Genomic DNA, 17332 nt, shown 5'->3' with positions numbered 1-17332 from the left:
TATCTATGTAGTGCTTTTCATGGATTTGCTTAGAGTTTGTGTGGCTCTGGTGGGGGTGGCGCTTCTCATCATCGCGTTGGTGGCCCTGGCCTTTTATCTTGATGTGCGGGGGAGGATGGCGGCTCCGCAGGCGCCTTTTTCGGCCTTCTGCTATGGGGGTATGTGGTGGTGTCTGCCTACGTGGATCTGCGTAATGTGACTGTGGCTGATGGGTCGGGGAGGGTGCTCTGCGCCTTCGACTTCTTGAGGGCTGGGTCAGAGAGGGTGTGTAGGGTGGGCAACGGGACTGTTGCCGTGGTGGAGGCGGGGGGCTACAGTAGGGTGGTGGTGTGCCCCGGGCCGCCCCGGCCGGTAAGAGATTAAAACTCCTCTCTTTTTCCCACTATGCTTAGGGTGGAGAGGCAGGGCCCTGTGGCTAGGCTTGTCTATAAGTCTGGAGATAGAGAGGCTGTGGCGGTGGGCCCCGTGTCTGACCTCCCTACGCTCCTCGGCCTCTTTGTGGCTCAGATGGCGAGAGAGGGCTTCACAGCCGAGGACATCTGCTCCGCCCTGAGGAAGGCCTTGGAGGAGTTGAGGGTAGAAAAAGGGGGCTAGGCCTTTTTCCCTCTGTATCTGGTGAGAATTACTGCGAGCGCTACAATGAGTATGGCCAGTATGATTAATCCGCTTTCTATCATCGGGCTCTCGGATGGCTTGGAGGTTTGAGTAGGTGTGAATGTGGCGAGTTGGGATATTTCGGATGCTATGGCTTGGTATTTTTCTCTAGCGGCATCTCTCCACGCGGCGTATATCTTGTCGCGGTAGGCCGGATCCTTGAGCTTGTCGTTGATCTTCATGGCGTACTCCAGCGTCAGTTTGACCATCTGGCCGGTGTCGGGGTCCTTGAAGGTGACGGGCTCGCCCAGGCGCCGGGCCAGCTCCAGGGCCTTGGCTCTGTCTATCCTCCCGCCGAGGTAGGCCTTGACCAGCTTGGCCCAAGTGTCCTGGAGGAGCTGGGCGTTGTCCGTCACAGCAGCGTCGAAGTAGTACATCACCACGTTCTCGGTTGCGAGGGCCAGGGTGTCGTTGAAGTTTATAGTCCTGAGGTGGAGCATGTAGTCGTAGACGGCCTTTAGGTCGGCCCTCTTCTTGCCCTCGGGCGTATCGAAGGCGCTGGGGTTGACCGGCATCCTGTTCACCTTGGGGTCAAACACCACCACCTGCCCCTGGGTGATGACCCAGGCCACGAAGGCCTCGGCCGCCCGCCGGCACTTTGTGCCCTTCACCACGGCGATGGGGTCCCCGTTGACGGAGGTGTCGTTGGGCACGATGTACCTCGTCGCCGGGTTCTGGAGCTGGGCCGTGTAGCCGAAGAAGTCGATGGTCCACCCGGCGCCTATCTCGCCGGCGATCACGGCGTCTCTCACGCCCTCGCTACTGCCGTATATCCTGCCGTTGGCCGCGGTGAGAGTAATCACCCTCCACCCCTCGTCCCAGCCGTAGGCCTGGAGGATGATTTCGGCGATCCTCGTGTTGCTGGTGGACTTAGTCAGCGACGAAAGGCCGGCGGCCGGGGTACCCCTCAGCACTGCCTTCCCGTACTCAAACGAGGCAAGGTCTGCCCAGCTCTTCGGCTCGGGGAGGCCGAGGTCCTTGAGAACCTGCGTGTTTATGGTGATGCCGAAGCTGGACACGGCCCAGGCCACCCAGTAGACCTTGCCGTCTGGCCCAACGCGCATCATGGGCATCCCCGCGATGGTCTTGGGTATCTGGGCTAGCGCGCTCTTCACCTCGTCCCCCTCCAGCGGCAAGAGCAAGCCGTCTTTATACAGCGAGTCGAAGAGCGTCGGCCCCCCTCCCCACGCCACGTCCGCCTGGCCGGCCTGGATCAAGGCCCTCCACTGCGCGGCGGGGACCGGCTTAAACACCACGTCTCTAATGCCGTATCTCTTTGCCACGTCGCTCTGTAGGAAAAGTTTTCTCGTGGCGTCTAGGATATCGGTTGGATGTCTCGTTATCACCACAATGGTGTCGCATGTTTGGGGTTGTGGCGCGGTAGTGGCGTTTATATTTGTTTGGTTTGTCGATGGGACCTGGGCGGCTACGAACGCTATCAGCATCAAAAAGGCGGCTAGACCTACGGTTAGGTCTCGGTTCATGGATTTTTCTTACTCCATAGATTTTAAATGTTATCTTGCGATAAGCGCGTCAGTACCTAGAGGACGAAGCCGTATCTTGTCTTGAGCACCTTTGTGGTTAGGGCTATGGCGGCGGCTTGTATCACCACGAGGACGAGGCCTAGGGTGGCGGCTTCCTGGACGCCGTAGAGGCCGCTTTCGAACCTCTCCAGCATGAAGGCTGTTATAGGCATGGCGGTGTCTTGCCCCACGCCTTTGAGGGCGCCGAGGGTGACGCTGAGGGATACCTCGCTGGTGACGTAGACGAAGCCTATCAGCGCCCCGCTGAGTATGTTGGTCTTGAGGAGGGGCACCAGTATTCTCCTCAGGACGCCTAGGTAGCCGTCGCCGAGGTTCATGGCCACCTCCTCCATGGAGGGGTGGATCTGCTGTAGCCCGGCGTATATGCTACGGACTACGAAGGGGAGCTTTCTGACGGAGTAGCCCACGATTAGATAGAGCTCGGGGTGGCGGAGGGGGTCGAGGGCTTGGGCGAGGGCGGGGGCCGTGGGCTTGAGAAATGTCGACACTTGGAGTGAGGTGAGGAAGTAGGCGTAGGCCACGACGAGGCCAGGTATGGCTATGGGCATCGTGGCCAAGGCGTCTAGGGCGTCTGCGGCGGGTCCTCTAGATCTAGCCGCGGCCAGAGCGATTAACAGCCCTATACCCACCATTATGAGGGTGGCCGTAACTCCGTAGTAGACTGTGTTTATCACGCCTCGGAGGAATAGTGAGTTTTGGAAAACCTCGGCTATGCGGTCCGCGGCGTTTTGTAACGAAGGCGCCTCTGGGAGTGGAGTAGTAGTCCACCTCTCTGCGAAGACTAGCGCTATTGCGCCTATGAGGGGGGCCGCCGCTGTGAGGACTAGGGGAAAGGCGATTAAATATATTGCGGCTTTGCCCAGGGGGCCTGGCCTGTAAACCCTCGGCCTGAGCTGTCTAATCAACATGGCGTATTGTCTCAGCCCGACGTATTTCCTCACGGCAAGGAAGGCTGTTATTGAGATTGTGAGGAGGATCAGGGCGAGGAAGGCCGCAGTTGGGCTTATCTGCCCACGTAGTTGGTCTAGAAACTTAGAGTAGACTTGGTATGAGAGGAGTTTCCGAGCGGCTGGGTCGTCTTGGAATATTATGGGGGCTGCCACATCGTCTATGGCGAAGATAAAGACGAGGACGAAGGCGGCGGCGAGACCTGGCGTGGAGAGGGGGAGCACTACGTCGCGGATTGTCCGCCGTTCGTCTGCGCCTAGATTCGCAGCCACTTCCTCTAGCGTTGGGTCGACTCGAGTGAGTGCGGCGTAGATATTTAAGTACGCTATGGGAAGGAACATTAAGATCTGTACGACAGCTACGGCGGCTAAGCCAGAGATCTCTATCCGGAGGGGGAGGAAGGCGCTTAGTATCCAGTTTAAAGTGCCCCAGCGTGGGTCTAAAAACTTCCTCACGACGTAGGCTGTGGCAAAGGGCATAACGATTAGGGGGAGGGTGGCTAGGAGGCCTAGGGCTGTTCTGCCGGGGAAGACGTATTTGGCGAGGATGTAGGCGAGGGCGAAACCCAGCGTTGTGTCGACGGCGGCGACGAGGAGGGCGACCCAGAGGCTGTTTATAATCACACCGAGGTCTGGCCCCCGTATTACAAGAGTAGGCGGGTCTGTCGGCCTGATATATATTGCGTTAGAGAAGGCGTCGGGAGAGAGGTTTATGTAAAAGGGGTCTGTTATCGATGTGTATATCTCGCCTATCCCTGCGAGGACTTGCCAAAAGATAAAGACTATCGGCGCCACTAAGAAGAGCCCTAGGTATGTATACCCCAATGTCGTCGAGAGTTTGATAAATCTCATGTCTTAAAAGCCCACGCTCTGGCGATTTCTATTTGGATCTCTTCGCCGGAACGCGCCGGCGGCTTCGGCCCCTCGGCTTTGAGCGTCTTGTTGCTACATCTCAGAGTTGTCTGGTAGAATCTGCCTAGGAACACTACGTCTTCGATAGAGCATCTCACGCCGCCGGATCCCATATATATATCCTCTGGCCTTATTACTACATACACCTCGTCTCCTTGCGAAACTTTCTGTGGGGCCTCTGCTGTTATAATAAAGCCGATGTCTATTACGGCAACTTCTCCCTTGGCCTCTACGACGCGCCCACGGAATAGGTTTGACCTGCCTAGAAATGTGGCGACAAAGAGGTTTTGAGGCTTATGGTATATCTCTTCGGGGGTTCCCACTTGTAGTATTCTCCCGGCGTTCATCACAGCAACGCGGTCGGCTACGGCCATAGCTTCTTCTTGGTCGTGTGTGACATATAGCGTAGTGATAGAGAGTTTTTTTGCTATTTTCCTAACCTCTTCTCTAAGCTCCACCCTGAGTTTTGCATCTAGATTTGCCAGAGGCTCGTCTAAGAGGAGGACCTCTGGCTGGACTACCAACGCCCTCGCCAGAGCCACCCTCTGTTGTTGCCCCCCAGACAGTTGGAAAGGCCTTCTATTGCTTAATTCAGCAAGCCCCACTAATTCTAAAACCTCCTCTACCCGTCTCTTTATCTCCCTCTCTGTAAGGTTAAGTTGGTTTTTCTTTAAACGGAGGCCGTAGGCGACATTTTCAAAAACTGTCATGTGAGGCCAGAGGGCCCAGGTCTGGGGGACTATCGCCGTGTTTCTCTCTTGGGTTGGTATTTTTGTAACATCGCGGTCGTTGAAGTATATTCTGCCGGAGGTGGGCTCCTCTAGCCCGGCCACGAGACGGAGGAGTGTGGTTTTTCCACAGCCAGACGGCCCCAACACGGCTAGTATCTCCCCGTCGTTTATTACGAGATCTACGTCATCTACAGCCACTACTCTGTTGTCAAAAACCTTCCGAAGTTTTTCAAGACGTACAATAGTCACATTGTCAATATGGCTAAGATATATAAACTATGGCCTGCGAGTTAAGTATATAAACAGTGTCGTAGATGCTGCCATGACATTTGTCTATCCAGACGCCATAATCTCCACGGCGGGTCATGTCGACCATGGGAAGACCCAGACTACATATGCTTTGTCTGGCGTGTGGGTTATGAAACACAGTGAGGAGATTAAAAAGGCCATGACTATAAAGTTGGGCTATGCCCAAGTCGGTATTTACGACTGCGGCGAAGAGTATTACTATACAGACGGCATATTGATAAACAACAAATGTCCAAACGGCTCTGAGCCCAAGCTTGTTAGAAGAATTTCTATATTAGACGTGCCGGGGCATGAGGTGTTAGTGGCGACTATGGTCTCTGGCGCAGCTGTTGTAGATGGAGCTGTGCTTGTAGTAGACGCCTCCCAGCCCGCCCCCCAGCCTCAGACAGTGGAACACTTCGCCGTCCTTGACATTATCGGCGTGAGGAGGCTAGTTGTCGCACAAAATAAGATAGATCTGGTGGCCAAAGAGAAGGCGTTGGAAAACTACGAACAGATAAAGAAATTTCTAGCTGGGACGTGGGCAGAGGGGGCTAAGATAGTGCCTATTTCTGCTCTACATAAAGTAAATATAGACGTCTTAGCCACCTATATCGCCAAGACTGTGCCGCCTCGTGAAGCAGAACTTGGAAAACCCGCGAGGTTTTCTGTACTCAGGAGTTTTAACGTAAACCCGCCGGGCACTCCCCCCGAGAAGCTCAGAGGCGGAGTACTCGGGGGCACTCTCCTCCAGGGGGTGTTAAAAGTTGGAGATGAAATCGAGATTAGGCCTGGGCTAAAGGTGGATAAACCCAAGCCCGGCTACCAACCGATAATGACAAAAGTCTTGAGTATTGAATACGGCGGTTATAAAGTAAATGAGGCGAGACCCGGGGGGCTTGTCGGCATTATGACTGGCCTAGACCCAGCGCTTACTAAGGCAGATGCCCTCGCTGGGGCAGTCGCTGGAAAACCCGGCGCCCTCCCCCCCGTGTGGACTACTGTTGAAATAGATACCAAGCCCATCCCTAGATCTATAGAGGGTAAGACAGAGCCTTTTAGACAGGGAGAAGTTGTATTAATTGCCGTGGGCCCCGCCACAGTGTTTGGCGTAGTACAAGCTGTCAAGAAGGATTTGGTTACTATAGCTTTGAAAAAAGCTGTATGTGCCGAACAGGGGTCAAAAGTTGTTGTTATTAGACAGGTCAGAAATAGGTGGATTGTGACAAACTACGGAGTCTTAAAGGGAGGCACAGTAGCGCTCGAATAGCCGCATTGGGCTCAGTCCGCGGAATAGATCTCACCAATCGAGAGGGGGCAAGTCGTCTTCATTGCCATATGGACTTAAATGTATATATTTGAATTTTCATATTCTTAGTGTGTCTACTTAGGGTAAACCACGCCGGGGGGCCCGACTGGGCGGCTGTGGGAGTGTTGCTAAGGAGCGGAAAAGTGCTGTTAATTAAGCGGGTGGAGAGAGATGGAGACCCCTGGTCTGGCCATGTCGCATTTCCCGGAGGCAGGTGGAGACCTGGCGAAGATCTTTTGGGGACAGCCGTTAGAGAAATCGAGGAGGAGGTGTCTATACAAGCAACAGACGTCGCAGGGGCCCTCCCCCCGTTTTCTCCAAGAAACGCACCCTGGCTTAAAGTTGTCCCATTTATATTCACGAGGTGGGTCGGAGAGCCTAGGCCAAATCCGAGGGAGGTTAGAGAGGCGCGTTGGGTTGGCAGAGATGAGCTTAGAGAAATCACTTGGAGGGGAGAGACCGCCTTTGAAACAGGCGGGTGGATCGTCTGGGGCCTCACCTACAGGATTTTGAAAAAACTTATCGACTGCGGCTTGTTTTAACTATTCATAGCGCAGAGCGTCGACAATATTGAGTCTACTGGCTCTGTAGGCGGGCGGGAGCACGCCGAGGATATTGGCGCCGATCACCACGGCGGTGGCCGCCCCAACCGCAACTGGCGATATGGCCAGCTTGAGGTATAGGCCGGGGCCTAGCGATATTGGGATAGCCGAGGCCGCGGCCAACACGGGAAGCGCCGCGACTACGCCGATCCCCATTACTATGAAGGTCTCCAGCAGTAGCATGGCTATGACGTGTCTCCTCTTGAACCCCACTGCACGCATGATGCCTATCTCCCTAGTCCTCTGGAGGATAGATATTGTCACAGTGTCGTAGAGCCACATCGCGGTGACCAACGAGCTGATGCCCGCCAGCACCCCCAGGCCCACCTGTACAACAGAAACCAGCTGGCCGACCTGCCTAGCCAGAGTTTGGGGCGTGATCACCACGGCGTCTGGGAAGTAGGGCCTCAGCGCCTGGGCCAGCGCCTCGGCGGCCTGGGGGCTCCTGGCCGCTATGTAGAGGATTATATACCTCCTCTCCGGGTACAGGGCGTTGTCTGCCAACACGTCTGCGCCTCCGATAAAGCCCGTTGACTCGAAGGTGCCCGCCGCCACCACCTCGACGACACTTCCGTCGCTTTTCGTCAGCGTCATGGGGGACCCGGGCGCCGCCGGCCTATCGCCGGCCATACGAACGCGGCTGTTTACCATCACCAGGGGCCCTCCGACGTAGAGCTGGCCGCTTCTCAAAGCCTCCTTAGGCAGGAGGAGCCCTAGGTACTGAGGCGGAATGTAGTACACCGTCACGGCGCGCTCCGTCCCGTCCGGCAACCTGAGTACTCCAAAGTCCTGTGCTATGGGTATCACCACCCCCTCCTTCGCCACAGCCGCGGCCGTGGCCGCGTCCGCCTCCGTGAAATAGCCCCTCTGGGCCATAACCCATACTGTGTTTAGGCCTAGTTGCTGGAAGGCCGACTCCACAGCCGACTTCGCCATCTCCCCCACAGACAGCGCCACGGCCAGCGCCAGAAAGGCCACGAAGACGCCCATAGCCGCAAGTGCCGACCTTCCAGCCCTCTCTCTGACAGACTGCCAAGCCAGCCTAGCGAGGTCTGGCAACACGCCCCCTCCACAAGCCGACCACCACTACCGCGGCTTCCAATGCTGTGAGCGCGGCCAAGACGAGCCACGTCTGTTCCGACCCGCCGCTCTGCTGAGGTGGTGTGGCGGCAGACGGCGCGCTGGCGTTGACGTAGAGAGCTACGGCGCTTCGCGCCGCGTAGGACCCCCCAAGACGTCTTTGTAAATAGCCGTGATGGTGATATTGCGCAGCCCCGCCCCGTCGGCTACTAGGGTGAAGACTGCGTCTTTGCTCCCCTGCGGCTGTATTGCTCCCAGCGGGGGCGGGGCTTTTACAACTTTTGCGCCTGTTACATTTACAACGACGTCTCTCGCATCGACTCCCCCTGCGTTAAAGAGCCTAACCGCCAGGTAGAACGGCTCTCCTGCCCTAGGCGTCTCCGGCACCACCGAGGTCTGTATGTAGAGTTGCGGTCTCTGGAGCGCCACTAGGTAGAGAGTCCCGCTGTATTCGCCAGAAACCTCCGAGGCCAGGGTGTAGGCGGCTCTGTAGCCAATGGCCACGTTCCCCACCACATCTGCGGGGATTTGTATGGGGAGCTCCACGGCCCCTCCCCGGGCTCCGAGACGGAACGTGGTCTGTGGAAACACCGCCCCAGACACTGGGTAGAGGGTGATCACGAGATAAGATATGTTCACCCTAGGCGTCACCGTCACCTTCACCACATGACTACCGCCGGCCGCCACCTCCTGCGGCTCAACATACACCTCTAGAGGCGCCTTCTGCGACGTCACAAGCGCCACCGAGCTTCTCGCAGTGTAGCCCCCAGCAGACACGGCCATGTCGATGGTGACGACGCCGGAGGTGGGGATGAGCAGAAGGTCGACTCTCGTCGTGCCGTTTCCCGAAAATCTGACAGGCGTCCCCGTGAGAGAGGCCGCCCCGGCGACAGACAGCTCCCCCACGTAGGGCCCGGGAGCTGTGACGTAGATAGACACCTTGTTGATGTCCCCCGCCGTCAAAACACCCGGTTGCGCAGTGACGTTGAGGGGAAACGGCGAAATTGGGTATACGGGCAACTGCAGCTCTGCTCTGTCCACCGCCCCCGTGTCCAGCTGGACGGTCACGGGGACGGTGGCGTAACCTCCTGCGGCGCAGACAGTAGTGTACACCACGCCGTGTCCCCCGGTCAGCGGCGCGGACCCGTCAGGCGTATACACCGTGCCGTTAAGGGGATGGGGTAGGACACCGAGATGCGCACCCTCCCGCACCCCCCGGCCGGAAGCCACAGGGGGTAAGCCTCTAGCCTAGGGGCGGGCCTCGGCTGTACAGAAAGAGGCACTTGCCTAGAGACGGCGACCTCCCTCCCCAAGGCGTCCCTAGCCTTGACGGTGACCACAAGCGATGCCGAGTAGTCCAGCGGCGCTACGTCTAAATACGCCGTGAGATTGTCGACGTCGCCATAATACACCGCGGGACTGTAGAGCCTTGCGCCAACTGCCGAAACCTCCACAACCCCCAGGTAGCGGTAGCTGTCCCAAACCCTAAGCAGAATCCTCCCCTGGCCCCCAGATATAGAGAGCCCACGGCCTCCGCCTTGGGAGGCGGGTAGTTGGGCACTTCCACCTCTAGGTAGTCCACCCACTCTACGCCGTCTGTTAAAACCCCAGACTTGTACCTATACCTCGACTTAAAAACCACGGTGCAACCTTCCCTCTGCCCCAGCCTGTTGGCTCTTACTTTCAGCACGGCCTCAAACACGCCGGGGCCGGCCGAGGCCGCCCTATAGGGCTCTGCCTTGAGGCCGCACCTAGAGAGCGAGATAGAAACGTCTATGTGCTAGTCGGCGAGGTAGTAAGACAGCTTGAGCAGACCGACGTCGCCGGGGTATTTCGGCACGTCTATCCACTGGCCCCCGAGAAAAAGCTGCTCCACGGCAGGTTGAAAAGCCACCGCCTGGCCTAGGGCTAGGAAGACGCCCGCCAGCAGGACCAGAACCGCCCTAGGCACGGCTCTTACGCTCCAGCAGCCAAGCTAGGAAGATAGGCCCGGCTAAATCCAGTGCCCACTTTGCTTATAGATACGCCACGGGCGGAGTCGGCACACCGGGAGGAGGATGTACTACCAAACTAGGCGCAGCAAATATTAGGAGAAACACCACGCCGAAGAGAGCGCCCTTTGCGTACCAAGGCATCTTCAGCCGCTCCCATAAGACGGCCAACACAACGCCGACGATAATATATATAATTAGGCCGACGATTAATCCGCCTACAATTGTCAAAAGATTTCTACAGTCGTTTGTGCCGCCCGACGGGCTATCTCTGGCGAAGCTCCCTGCGCGATCGCCTCGCGGTATATATAGTCGGCCAACTGATTTTTTATAGCGTCGATCCCGAAGTAGTCGACAATTCCCGTGGCGAGGCCGACTATGAGCCCCGCTACAAGGCCCCACTTGGCGCCCGTGGAGAGCTTCATACGTCAATAGGCGCCAGTATATATAACCTTTGCCAGTTGCATCACGCCGTTGTAGACGGCGGCGCTATGCCAGAGGGCTAGGGCGAGGGCGGCGTAGTCCAGCCAGGGGTAGCGCCTCCTCCTCAGGGCTAGGTACAGCACGCCGGCGTTTTTGCCGGCCGCCACCAGCCATATAGACTCGGGGTGGTGGTTCACGAACCGCAGCATCACCTCGTAGGCGCCGAGGTGGCCCACGGCTATGTAGGTAAGGAGGGCGTCGAAATATATGAGGAAGGCTAGCGCGGCGTAGACCAGAGGCCGCATGTGGCTGTATAGAAGAGTATATATATTAGTTTCGGGAGTTTTTACGTGTCTTGTGAAACTGAGGCGCTTGGGAGGTACCACATGTTGGAGGGGCCCAAGATCAAGATTAGGGCCTCGGCGGCCCGGGCGCTGATAGAGCGGCACTACGGCGTGGCGGGCCACGCCACAGTAGAACTCTGTAAGTGGACTAAGGAGGCGCTGGAGACCGGCAGATCTTGCTACAAGGTGAAGTTTTACAACGCCCCCGCCGGCGGATCCCACAGATGTGTTGAGATGAGCCCCGTGGGGCTGGTCTGTAGCAACCGTTGCGTCTACTGCTGGCGGCCTACTGAGGAGTTCGACGCATTCCAGCTAGAGGAGAGGTTCTACATGGAGCCGGAGGAGATCGTGAGGGAAGTCCTCGAAGAGAGGAGACGGCTTCTCTCCGGCTACTGGGGCCACCCACAGGGGAGGTATAGGATAAAGGAGGCCCTCGAGCCGACCCACTGGGCCATCTCCCTTTCGGGGGAGCCCACCATGTACCCCAAGCTCCCCCAGCTGATAAAGCTTGTGAAGTCACTCCCCGCTACGAAGTCGGTCTTCCTCGTCACCAACGGCCAGCACCCCGAGATGCTGAGGCGGCTCGTCGAGGAGGACGCCCTCCCCACCCAGCTCTACCTCTCCACCAACGCCCCCAACAGAGAGCTGTACTACCTAATAAACGTCCCCGTCTACCGCCGCGAGGACGCTTGGGAGAGGTGGCTGGAGTCGCTGGACATTCTCGCCAAGATGCCTACCAGGACGGTCCTTAGGATTACCCTGATCCGCTCTCTGAACTACGACGAGAGGTACATACCCGAGTTCGCCCAGATAGTCAAGAGGGGCAACCCGCACTTCGTGGAGGTCAAGAGCTACATGTACCTCGGCCACTCCACCCAAAGGCTGAAGAAGGAGGACATGCTAAGCCACCAAGAGGTGAGGGAGTGGGCGTTTAAACTTCTGGCGGAGCTCGAGAAGATAGGCGCCAGGTTTAGATACATGGACGAAGACGAAGCGAGCCGCATCGTCGTGATCCAGAACATGGACCGGTACGTCGACAGGTGGATCGTCCCCCCGGGCAGGTAGGGCTGTGGGGCTGGAGGACTGGATCGAGCGGGCGGTGTCCTTCATGAAGATGGCGCGGATGGCGTATAACGCCGGCGTGTACAACCTGGCGTGTTTCAACGCGCATCAGGCGGTGGAGATGTTGCTGAAGGGCGTTGTCACAGACGCCGTGGGCTCGCACCCCTTCACCCACAGCTTAGTAGAGCTCCTGGATGTGCTGAAGAGGCTGGGAAGAGAGGTGCCGGAGGAGGCCTATAGGGAGGCCGAGTGGTTGGAGCCCCACTACATACTGGCGAGGTACCCCTCCAGAGGCGTAAAGCCGTACGGCCCAGGGACAGCCGCTCGCTGTATTTCGGCCATGGATATCCTGATCTCGCTGGTGGAGAGATGGTCTGGGAGATCCTTGCCGAGAGAGTAAGGGAGTATCCCCAGAGGTTCGCCCAGTGCGTGAGGGCGATAGTGGAGAAATACAGCGGCGAGGTCTCCGTCTTTCTCTTCGGCTCTCGGGCTGCCGGGACACACGGCGCGGCAAGCGACTTCGACATCCTTGTTGTGGTCCCCAACTACGGAGACTACTTCGACACGGCGGCTGAGCTCAGAAGGCTCTGCCGGGGCGTCCCCGTCGACATAGTCCTCTACGCGAGGGAGGAGCTCGCGGTAGACGGCGTCTTGGCCCAGATGCTGAGGAGCTGCAAAACACTACACGACGGCCTAGGGCTGGGCCTCTGTGTAGAACATAAATAGAGATCTCCTTACTAAAGAGTTATGGAATACGACGAGGTGTCGGCGGGCGCCGTGGTATTCTACAGGGGGGAGGAGGTGGAGTATCTCCTCCTCCACTACCCCGCGGGCCACTGGGACTTCCCCAAGGGCAACGTAGAGCCGGGGGAGACGCCGGAGCAGACAGCGCTGAGAGAGATCAGGGAGGAGACGGGGCTGGAGGTAGAGCTCATCCCTGGCTTTAGAGAGGAGGTGGAGTACGTCTACACCAGAGGGGGGAGGAGGGTGAGGAAGAAGGTCATATTCTTCTTGGCGAGGGCTAAGTCTAAGGAGGTCAAGCTGAGTTGGGAGCACACAGGCTACGCCTGGCTCCCCTTCGACAAAGCCTTGGCGAGAGTGACCTACGAGACGTCCAGGCGCGTCCTTGCCAAGGCGCACCGCCACGTAAAAACACTGGATGGCGTGTAGATTAGCCGAGACGCCACCTCTCCCAATGCCGTGGTAGGCACTCCTCAAGCAGCCCGTGGTGGCAACGCGGAGACATTAGCAGGTTCCGCTACTTCGGTAAGACTAAAAAGTCTTAAATAATTTCCCTTCGAGGTATGTGGGCTGCATCAAGGCTGAGGGCTTGTCAAGAGGTTTGGCTCAGTTGTGGCCCTTAGCGGAGTGAGCTTCGAGGTGGGGTGCGGTGAGTCGGTGGCCCTCCTCGGCCCCAACGGCGCTGGCAAGTCCACGACTCTCAGAATCCTCGCCGGTCTCTTGAAGCCGGACGCGGGGAGGGCGGCCGTCTGTGGCTATGATGTACAGGCGAGGCCTAGGGAGGCCAAAGCGTGCCTCGGCTTTCTGCCCGAGGACGCCGTGCCCTTCCTAAACTTGACAGTTAGGGAGAACCTCCAGTTCATGGCGGTGCTCCGGGGCCTCCACGACTCGGCGGTGGACGAGGCGCTTAAGCTCCTCGGCATAGAGGAGCTGGCGGACAGGCCGCCGCCTCGATCTCAAGGGGCAATAGGCAGAGACTGGCCATCGCGCTGGCTGTGATGCATAAGCCAAGGGTCCTCCTCCTCCTCGACGAGCCTTTGAACTACCTCGACATCCCGGCGCAACAAGACGCCATCAAGCTCTTCCAGTCGCTGAAGTCGTCGGGGTCGGCCATACTCGTCTCGACGCATATAATGTCGGTGGCCGAAAGGCTCGCGGACAAAGCCCTAGTAATAAACAGGGGGAGGATAGTCTGGCAAGGGCCAATGGACGAACTTAGGGAGAAGGCGGCCGACGCGGGCGAGAGGATAGAGGACGTGGTGGCCCGCCTGATGAGATGAGGTTCCTCAAGCTGGTGTACTACACCATTAAACAGACCCACTCAAAGTGGAGCTTAGCTTTCGAGATAGGCATGTTCACCTTAATTTCTGCAAATACACTGTGGGAGGTATATCACAACCCACAGCAAGGTACAGCTTCCCTGCCCATGAGCGTGCCATTCTTGCTACTATCGTTGTACCTGGGTTTCTCTATCGTGGCGATCTTCGGCGGCATAACGGCGAGTAAACAAGACCTCGACTTCGTCTTCGCTACGCCTGTAGATCCAAGGGCGGTGCACCTAGCTAAAGTCCTCTCCTCCTCCATAGATTTGGCACTATTTTACTTTATTATCTCTTTCCCAGCGATGGCGTTGAACTTCTCGCCGGTTGGTCTCCTTTTCTACTTGGCGACTTGGCTCTCGTTAAGTTTTACATCTGCATTTGCGGTATTAACCGCTTCCTATCTGTCCAGCAGATTAGCACGCGTTTTCTACGTCGGCATACTGCCCGCTCTCGTCTTGTTGCTATTAGTAGCCCCGGAGATCTCCCCGTTCCTAGGGTTGTACTATCCGTCTCCTCTCCACGCCCTCGAGGCGATAATGTTGACCGTGGCGTATCTCGCAACTGCTCCCTATAAGAGGATCGAAGATGTGGCTACGAACGCATACGGCATATTGGCCAAAGAGCAGGCGCTTAAGTTGGGCAGGAGGGGAGAGAGACCACAGGCTTTGCCTAAGACCTTCTGGGGGGCCATATGGCACACCTCTGTCAACGCGGTGGTGGACGTATATGATACATCTCCCGAGGGGTCTATAGTTCGGCGTGAGAAGAGTTTTAACGTACTCAAAACATTTATGCCGATCTCAGCGGCGGCCGCCGCAGTATATGCCTTTCTTTCCACCGCCCACATTACAAGCGGCGTCGATTTATCAATAGCTGGGTTTATTGTTGTTAACTTTCTGCTGCTTTTCGTTTTTCCAGCTCTACACCAGGCGGTTGCCCATGAAAGGCTCTGGATTAGTATTTTGTCCGGCGGCTTGAAGTACCTGCGGTATAGGATGGCGGCTAGGACCATTATCACGGCTTTGCTATTGGTCCCGTGGGCGGCTGTGTTTTTGGCGCAGAGCGCCGTCTTTCCGCCGTCTGCCTTCTTAGCGGTTGTCTTGGCGTCGGCGGCGCTTGTAGCCCCCAGTGCCACCTGGCTCATGGCCTCCGTCAAGCCGCCCCCGCAGATGAGGGAGTTGGAAATTCCCATCACAACGCCTAAGCTCTCGCTATGGAACATCCTCCAGCTCCTCGTGGTGTTCCTCTATTACTCCTTCGCACTGTCTCCCTACGTGCTGGCGGTGGCTGTCTACTTCCTCAAGCTGGAGTTCCTCTGGCAGATAGCCCTGATAGACGCGGCCGTTGTGCTGTCCCTCTCGGCGGCCTTCTTCTACGTCGTGGTTTTGTCCGAGAGGGGGGCTCCGCTGTGGAGCTGGGCTGTGAGCAAGCTGTCGGAGAACGGCTACGTGTGAGAGCTCCGTAGCAAGGCCTTAGTCGTCTCCAAGAGCTTCTCTATCTGTGGCGCGGCGGCTTTGACGTGTTCTACAGCCAACGCGGCCTCGTGGAAGCCCCATACGTGTAGGTCGTACGCCACGCTCCAGCCGATGTTGATCTGGGGCTGGTTCAACATGGCGCTGAGGGTCTTCGCCGCTCTGGCCAAGAGCTTAGTCCACCATCTCCCCTCTCTCCTTGCCTCAGCCGCCTCCGGAGTCTTGAACCACGTAGCCAGAGCCTTTACGCACTCCTCAGCGGCTTTATACAGCTTCTCGCTTGCCTGCACGGGGTCGCCCCTCTCGACGTACTGCATGGCCTCGGCGTAGAATCTCTCTGCAAGCCTAACCCTCTCCGCCGCCTCCTCAGGCGGATCCAATTCAGACAACAACTTGTCTAAAACCTCGGCCTCTACGTCAATGCCGCGTCTAGACAGCAGTTCGTAGACCGGCTTCGGGATCTTGATTTCTACAAACTCCACGTTTCATGCCACGGGTTTATAAATAAATAACGCCGTGACACAACCTCTGCAGGATGCCGGAGTACAACCGGAAGCCCCGCCCTTCAGGTAGGAACTGTTTTATATTCGTGTCCTCCCGCCACCGTGGATTGGGGGAGAATTGCCTTGTGGTTTTACGCCGGGTTTTTCGCTGGCGCGTTGTCGACGGCTAGTAGAGAGGGCGCCTACGCAAACATCGTCCTCTTTCCTGTGTTGATTTTCGCGGGAGAGGACCCCTTCGCCGTGTTGCTTGGCTTTGCCATCGCGGCGGCTGTGGCGATAGCGCTAAACCTAGCCGCGTCCCGTAGAGCGATACAAGGGCCGATATTCCGGGTGGGGTCGCTCACGGCGCTAGCCGGCGTAGTCGCCGGATTCCTAACCTTCCTACTCCTCCCCTTCTCCATCCTCAAATACCTCGTAGCCGCCGCCATGTTCGCCACCGGCGGAAAGCTACTGGCAGATGCGGCGTGGGGGAAGAGGGAGTTCTACCTCAAGCACCCGGCGGCCCGAGCCGTGTTAAACTTCGTAGTTGGCGTGCTAGATGTGTTTATTGGAACAGCGGCTAGTTTTGCCCTCGCGAGGGCGTTTGTTAGAGAGCTTGAAGCCCTCCTCCCGGCGGCTAGGGTTGGGGAGGTGGCCTTAAGCGTAGAGCTTAAGCATCGGGTCGTAGTGGAGGCTTCGTGGCGGGGCTGGGGATATTCCTCGGCCAGCGCCTCGTAAACTGCGCCGGAAACCAGCGGCTTTTAGACGCCGCCATGGGGCTACTCATAGCGGCTACGGGCTTCGTCTATCTCTTGATGTAGGGCATATCTGAGAGGTAGCGGCATGTGACGGTAGAGGTTGAAGGACTTTCACCGACTTTGTCAAGAGGAGACGGGGCAATAACGACGTCCCTACGGTCGCCGGTGAGGTTCACGAACTGAACGACGTATATCTCTGTGACGATAACGCCACGGCTGGCTATCTTCCGGCGACAAAGTTATCAATCAAAGCCATGTGGTTGAGCCATTGGGGGCAAAAATACGTTGCGCCCCGCCCGAGGACCCCGGCGCCACCGTGCCCCAGGCGGGGCTCTCGGCCGGGGAGAAACGTCTCATCTTCTACACGACCTTATATGTTTTTCAGGCTCTGGAGGTCTATGAGGTTGGCCTCCTCTGTACAGTGTGTGAATTCTCTGTTGAATATGGCGTATTTCACCCGCTAGCCGGGGGCCTTCGTCTCTGTGTATGAGACAAGCTGTCTGGTGGTGCCCTCGGTCACAGCTCTTGGAGTTGACGGAGAGGTGGAGGTGGGGCCTTTACTCGGGGAACTTCAACACAGGGGCGGTCTCGCCGACCCCCGCCGTAGATAACTGCCAGGAGGGGCTTCCTCAGCCGGCTCAGTAGAGTCAGCTCCTCTCTCATACAGATA

Annotated in this window: 24 protein-coding genes and 1 pseudogene; 14 read left to right on the top strand and 11 right to left on the bottom strand. The window is 57.5% G+C overall.

Going from position 1 to position 17332, the window contains the following annotated elements; translation table 11 throughout:
* Positions 1-19 precede the first annotated feature (19 nt).
* The 3 genes from ACZ49R_RS09350 to ACZ49R_RS09340 are packed head-to-tail and all read left to right on the top strand — an operon-like array spanning position 20 to position 594.
* Entirely contained in the window at positions 20-199 is a 180-nt protein-coding gene (locus ACZ49R_RS09350; protein WP_464732864.1) for a hypothetical protein, read from the top strand.
* Entirely contained in the window at positions 166-363 is a 198-nt protein-coding gene (locus tag ACZ49R_RS09345; protein WP_464732863.1) for a hypothetical protein, read from the top strand. Before ACZ49R_RS09350 ends, ACZ49R_RS09345 begins: the two co-directional genes overlap by 34 nt.
* Positions 364-384: 21 nt before the next feature.
* A complete protein-coding gene (locus ACZ49R_RS09340) occupies positions 385-594 on the top strand; it encodes a hypothetical protein (RefSeq protein WP_464732862.1) in 210 nt (69 codons plus the stop codon).
* Here ACZ49R_RS09340 and ACZ49R_RS09335 read toward each other — a convergent pair.
* The 3 genes from ACZ49R_RS09335 to ACZ49R_RS09325 are packed head-to-tail and all read right to left on the bottom strand — an operon-like array spanning position 591 to position 5037.
* Positions 591-2138, bottom strand: a complete 1548-nt coding sequence (locus tag ACZ49R_RS09335; RefSeq protein ID WP_464732861.1) for an ABC transporter substrate-binding protein — start codon at positions 2136-2138, stop codon at positions 591-593. The genes ACZ49R_RS09340 and ACZ49R_RS09335 overlap by 4 nt on opposite strands.
* 56 nt (positions 2139-2194) lie before the next feature.
* Positions 2195-3997 (bottom strand): ABC transporter permease, encoded by a 1803-nt coding sequence (locus ACZ49R_RS09330; RefSeq protein ID WP_464732860.1) that lies wholly within the window; start codon positions 3995-3997, stop codon positions 2195-2197.
* Positions 3994-5037 carry an ABC transporter ATP-binding protein gene (locus ACZ49R_RS09325; RefSeq protein WP_464732859.1) on the bottom strand — a complete coding sequence of 348 codons (1044 nt, stop codon included), beginning with the start codon at positions 5035-5037 and terminating at the stop codon, positions 3994-3996. The genes ACZ49R_RS09330 and ACZ49R_RS09325 overlap by 4 nt, the downstream gene beginning before the upstream one ends.
* 73 nt (positions 5038-5110) lie before the next feature.
* Between ACZ49R_RS09325 and eif2g the strand changes: the two genes are divergently transcribed.
* Complete coding sequence (gene eif2g, locus ACZ49R_RS09320) at positions 5111-6346, top strand: translation initiation factor IF-2 subunit gamma (RefSeq protein ID WP_464732858.1); 1236 nt, start codon at positions 5111-5113, stop codon at positions 6344-6346.
* A 107-nt stretch (positions 6347-6453) separates the two neighbouring features.
* Positions 6454-6927, top strand: a complete 474-nt coding sequence (locus ACZ49R_RS09315; protein ID WP_464732857.1) for an NUDIX hydrolase — start codon at positions 6454-6456, stop codon at positions 6925-6927.
* Here the strand turns inward: ACZ49R_RS09315 and ACZ49R_RS09310 are convergent, their stop codons facing one another.
* From ACZ49R_RS09310 to ACZ49R_RS09280, 7 genes are all read right to left on the bottom strand, one after another.
* Positions 6928-8049 carry an ABC transporter permease gene (locus ACZ49R_RS09310; RefSeq protein WP_464732856.1) on the bottom strand — a complete coding sequence of 374 codons (1122 nt, stop codon included), beginning with the start codon at positions 8047-8049 and terminating at the stop codon, positions 6928-6930. It abuts the gene before it with no gap.
* Between the two features lie 138 nt (positions 8050-8187).
* Positions 8188-9183 (bottom strand): COG1361 family protein, encoded by a 996-nt coding sequence (locus tag ACZ49R_RS09305; RefSeq protein ID WP_464732855.1) that lies wholly within the window; start codon positions 9181-9183, stop codon positions 8188-8190.
* 14 nt (positions 9184-9197) lie between these two features.
* Entirely contained in the window at positions 9198-9653 is a 456-nt protein-coding gene (locus ACZ49R_RS09300; RefSeq protein ID WP_464732854.1) for a hypothetical protein, read from the bottom strand.
* A 194-nt stretch (positions 9654-9847) separates the two neighbouring features.
* Entirely contained in the window at positions 9848-10018 is a 171-nt protein-coding gene (locus ACZ49R_RS09295; protein WP_464732853.1) for a hypothetical protein, read from the bottom strand.
* Between the two features lie 64 nt (positions 10019-10082).
* Positions 10083-10289: a hypothetical protein gene (locus ACZ49R_RS09290; protein ID WP_464732852.1), complete on the bottom strand. Its 207-nt coding sequence runs from the start codon at positions 10287-10289 to the stop codon at positions 10083-10085.
* Entirely contained in the window at positions 10286-10483 is a 198-nt protein-coding gene (locus ACZ49R_RS09285; RefSeq protein ID WP_464732851.1) for a hypothetical protein, read from the bottom strand. The genes ACZ49R_RS09290 and ACZ49R_RS09285 overlap by 4 nt, the downstream gene beginning before the upstream one ends.
* Positions 10484-10486: 3 nt before the next feature.
* Complete coding sequence (locus tag ACZ49R_RS09280) at positions 10487-10786, bottom strand: hypothetical protein (protein WP_464732850.1); 300 nt, start codon at positions 10784-10786, stop codon at positions 10487-10489.
* A gap of 45 nt (positions 10787-10831) precedes the next feature.
* Here ACZ49R_RS09280 and twy1 point away from each other — a divergent pair, with 45 nt between their 5' ends.
* From twy1 to ACZ49R_RS09250, 6 genes and pseudogenes are all read left to right on the top strand, one after another.
* Entirely contained in the window at positions 10832-11890 is a 1059-nt protein-coding gene (gene twy1, locus ACZ49R_RS09275) for a 4-demethylwyosine synthase TYW1 (protein ID WP_464732849.1), read from the top strand.
* 43 nt (positions 11891-11933) lie between these two features.
* On the top strand, positions 11934-12287 hold the full coding sequence (locus tag ACZ49R_RS09270) for a HEPN domain-containing protein (protein ID WP_464732848.1): 354 nt from the start codon (positions 11934-11936) through the stop codon (positions 12285-12287).
* Positions 12257-12613: a nucleotidyltransferase domain-containing protein gene (locus tag ACZ49R_RS09265; RefSeq protein ID WP_464732847.1), complete on the top strand. Its 357-nt coding sequence runs from the start codon at positions 12257-12259 to the stop codon at positions 12611-12613. Before ACZ49R_RS09270 ends, ACZ49R_RS09265 begins: the two co-directional genes overlap by 31 nt.
* 21 nt (positions 12614-12634) lie before the next feature.
* Positions 12635-13057 (top strand): bis(5'-nucleosyl)-tetraphosphatase, encoded by a 423-nt coding sequence (locus ACZ49R_RS09260; RefSeq protein ID WP_011761848.1) that lies wholly within the window; start codon positions 12635-12637, stop codon positions 13055-13057.
* Positions 13058-13193: 136 nt separating this feature from the next.
* Positions 13194-13908: pseudogene (locus ACZ49R_RS09255) on the top strand (ABC transporter ATP-binding protein).
* Positions 13905-15404: an ABC transporter permease gene (locus ACZ49R_RS09250; protein WP_464732846.1), complete on the top strand. Its 1500-nt coding sequence runs from the start codon at positions 13905-13907 to the stop codon at positions 15402-15404. The pseudogene ACZ49R_RS09255 and the gene ACZ49R_RS09250 overlap by 4 nt, the downstream one beginning before the upstream one ends.
* Here ACZ49R_RS09250 and ACZ49R_RS09245 read toward each other — a convergent pair.
* On the bottom strand, positions 15395-15904 hold the full coding sequence (locus tag ACZ49R_RS09245; protein ID WP_464732845.1) for a PaREP1 family protein: 510 nt from the start codon (positions 15902-15904) through the stop codon (positions 15395-15397). The genes ACZ49R_RS09250 and ACZ49R_RS09245 overlap by 10 nt on opposite strands.
* Before the next feature lie 123 nt (positions 15905-16027).
* Here ACZ49R_RS09245 and ACZ49R_RS09240 point away from each other — a divergent pair, with 123 nt between their 5' ends.
* The 3 genes from ACZ49R_RS09240 (at position 16028) to ACZ49R_RS09230 (ending at position 17273) form a co-directional block, all read left to right on the top strand.
* A complete protein-coding gene (locus tag ACZ49R_RS09240) occupies positions 16028-16642 on the top strand; it encodes a hypothetical protein (protein ID WP_464732844.1) in 615 nt (204 codons plus the stop codon).
* Between the two features lie 276 nt (positions 16643-16918).
* Positions 16919-17152, top strand: coding sequence for a hypothetical protein (locus ACZ49R_RS09235; protein WP_464732843.1), 234 nt, complete (start codon positions 16919-16921; stop codon positions 17150-17152).
* Positions 17145-17273 carry a hypothetical protein gene (locus ACZ49R_RS09230; RefSeq protein WP_464732842.1) on the top strand — a complete coding sequence of 43 codons (129 nt, stop codon included), beginning with the start codon at positions 17145-17147 and terminating at the stop codon, positions 17271-17273. The genes ACZ49R_RS09235 and ACZ49R_RS09230 overlap by 8 nt, the downstream gene beginning before the upstream one ends.
* Positions 17274-17332 lie beyond the last annotated feature (59 nt).

It is taken from the genome of Pyrobaculum organotrophum (assembly GCF_055384425.1).
The sequence above is the reverse complement of the archived record's forward strand: the minus strand, read 5'-3'. Positions and strand labels throughout refer to the sequence as shown.

Bases quoted from the DNA above. Each gene is read 5' to 3' on its own strand.
- ACZ49R_RS09350 (WP_464732864.1), top strand. From the start codon at position 20: ATGGATTTGCTTAGAGTTTGTGTGGCTCTGGTGGGGGTGGCGCTTCTC.
- ACZ49R_RS09340 (WP_464732862.1), top strand. From the start codon at position 385: ATGCTTAGGGTGGAGAGGCAGGGCCCTGTGGCTAGGCTTGTCTATAAG.
- ACZ49R_RS09335 (WP_464732861.1), bottom strand. From the start codon at position 2,138: ATGAACCGAGACCTAACCGTAGGTCTAGCCGCCTTTTTGATGCTGATA.
- ACZ49R_RS09330 (WP_464732860.1), bottom strand. From the start codon at position 3,997: ATGAGATTTATCAAACTCTCGACGACATTGGGGTATACATACCTAGGG.
- eif2g (WP_464732858.1), top strand. From the start codon at position 5,111: ATGACATTTGTCTATCCAGACGCCATAATCTCCACGGCGGGTCATGTC.
- ACZ49R_RS09285 (WP_464732851.1), bottom strand. From the start codon at position 10,483: ATGAAGCTCTCCACGGGCGCCAAGTGGGGCCTTGTAGCGGGGCTCATA.
- ACZ49R_RS09280 (WP_464732850.1), bottom strand. From the start codon at position 10,786: ATGCGGCCTCTGGTCTACGCCGCGCTAGCCTTCCTCATATATTTCGAC.
- ACZ49R_RS09270 (WP_464732848.1), top strand. From the start codon at position 11,934: ATGAAGATGGCGCGGATGGCGTATAACGCCGGCGTGTACAACCTGGCG.
- ACZ49R_RS09265 (WP_464732847.1), top strand. From the start codon at position 12,257: ATGGTCTGGGAGATCCTTGCCGAGAGAGTAAGGGAGTATCCCCAGAGG.
- ACZ49R_RS09260 (WP_011761848.1), top strand. From the start codon at position 12,635: ATGGAATACGACGAGGTGTCGGCGGGCGCCGTGGTATTCTACAGGGGG.
- ACZ49R_RS09250 (WP_464732846.1), top strand. From the start codon at position 13,905: ATGAGGTTCCTCAAGCTGGTGTACTACACCATTAAACAGACCCACTCA.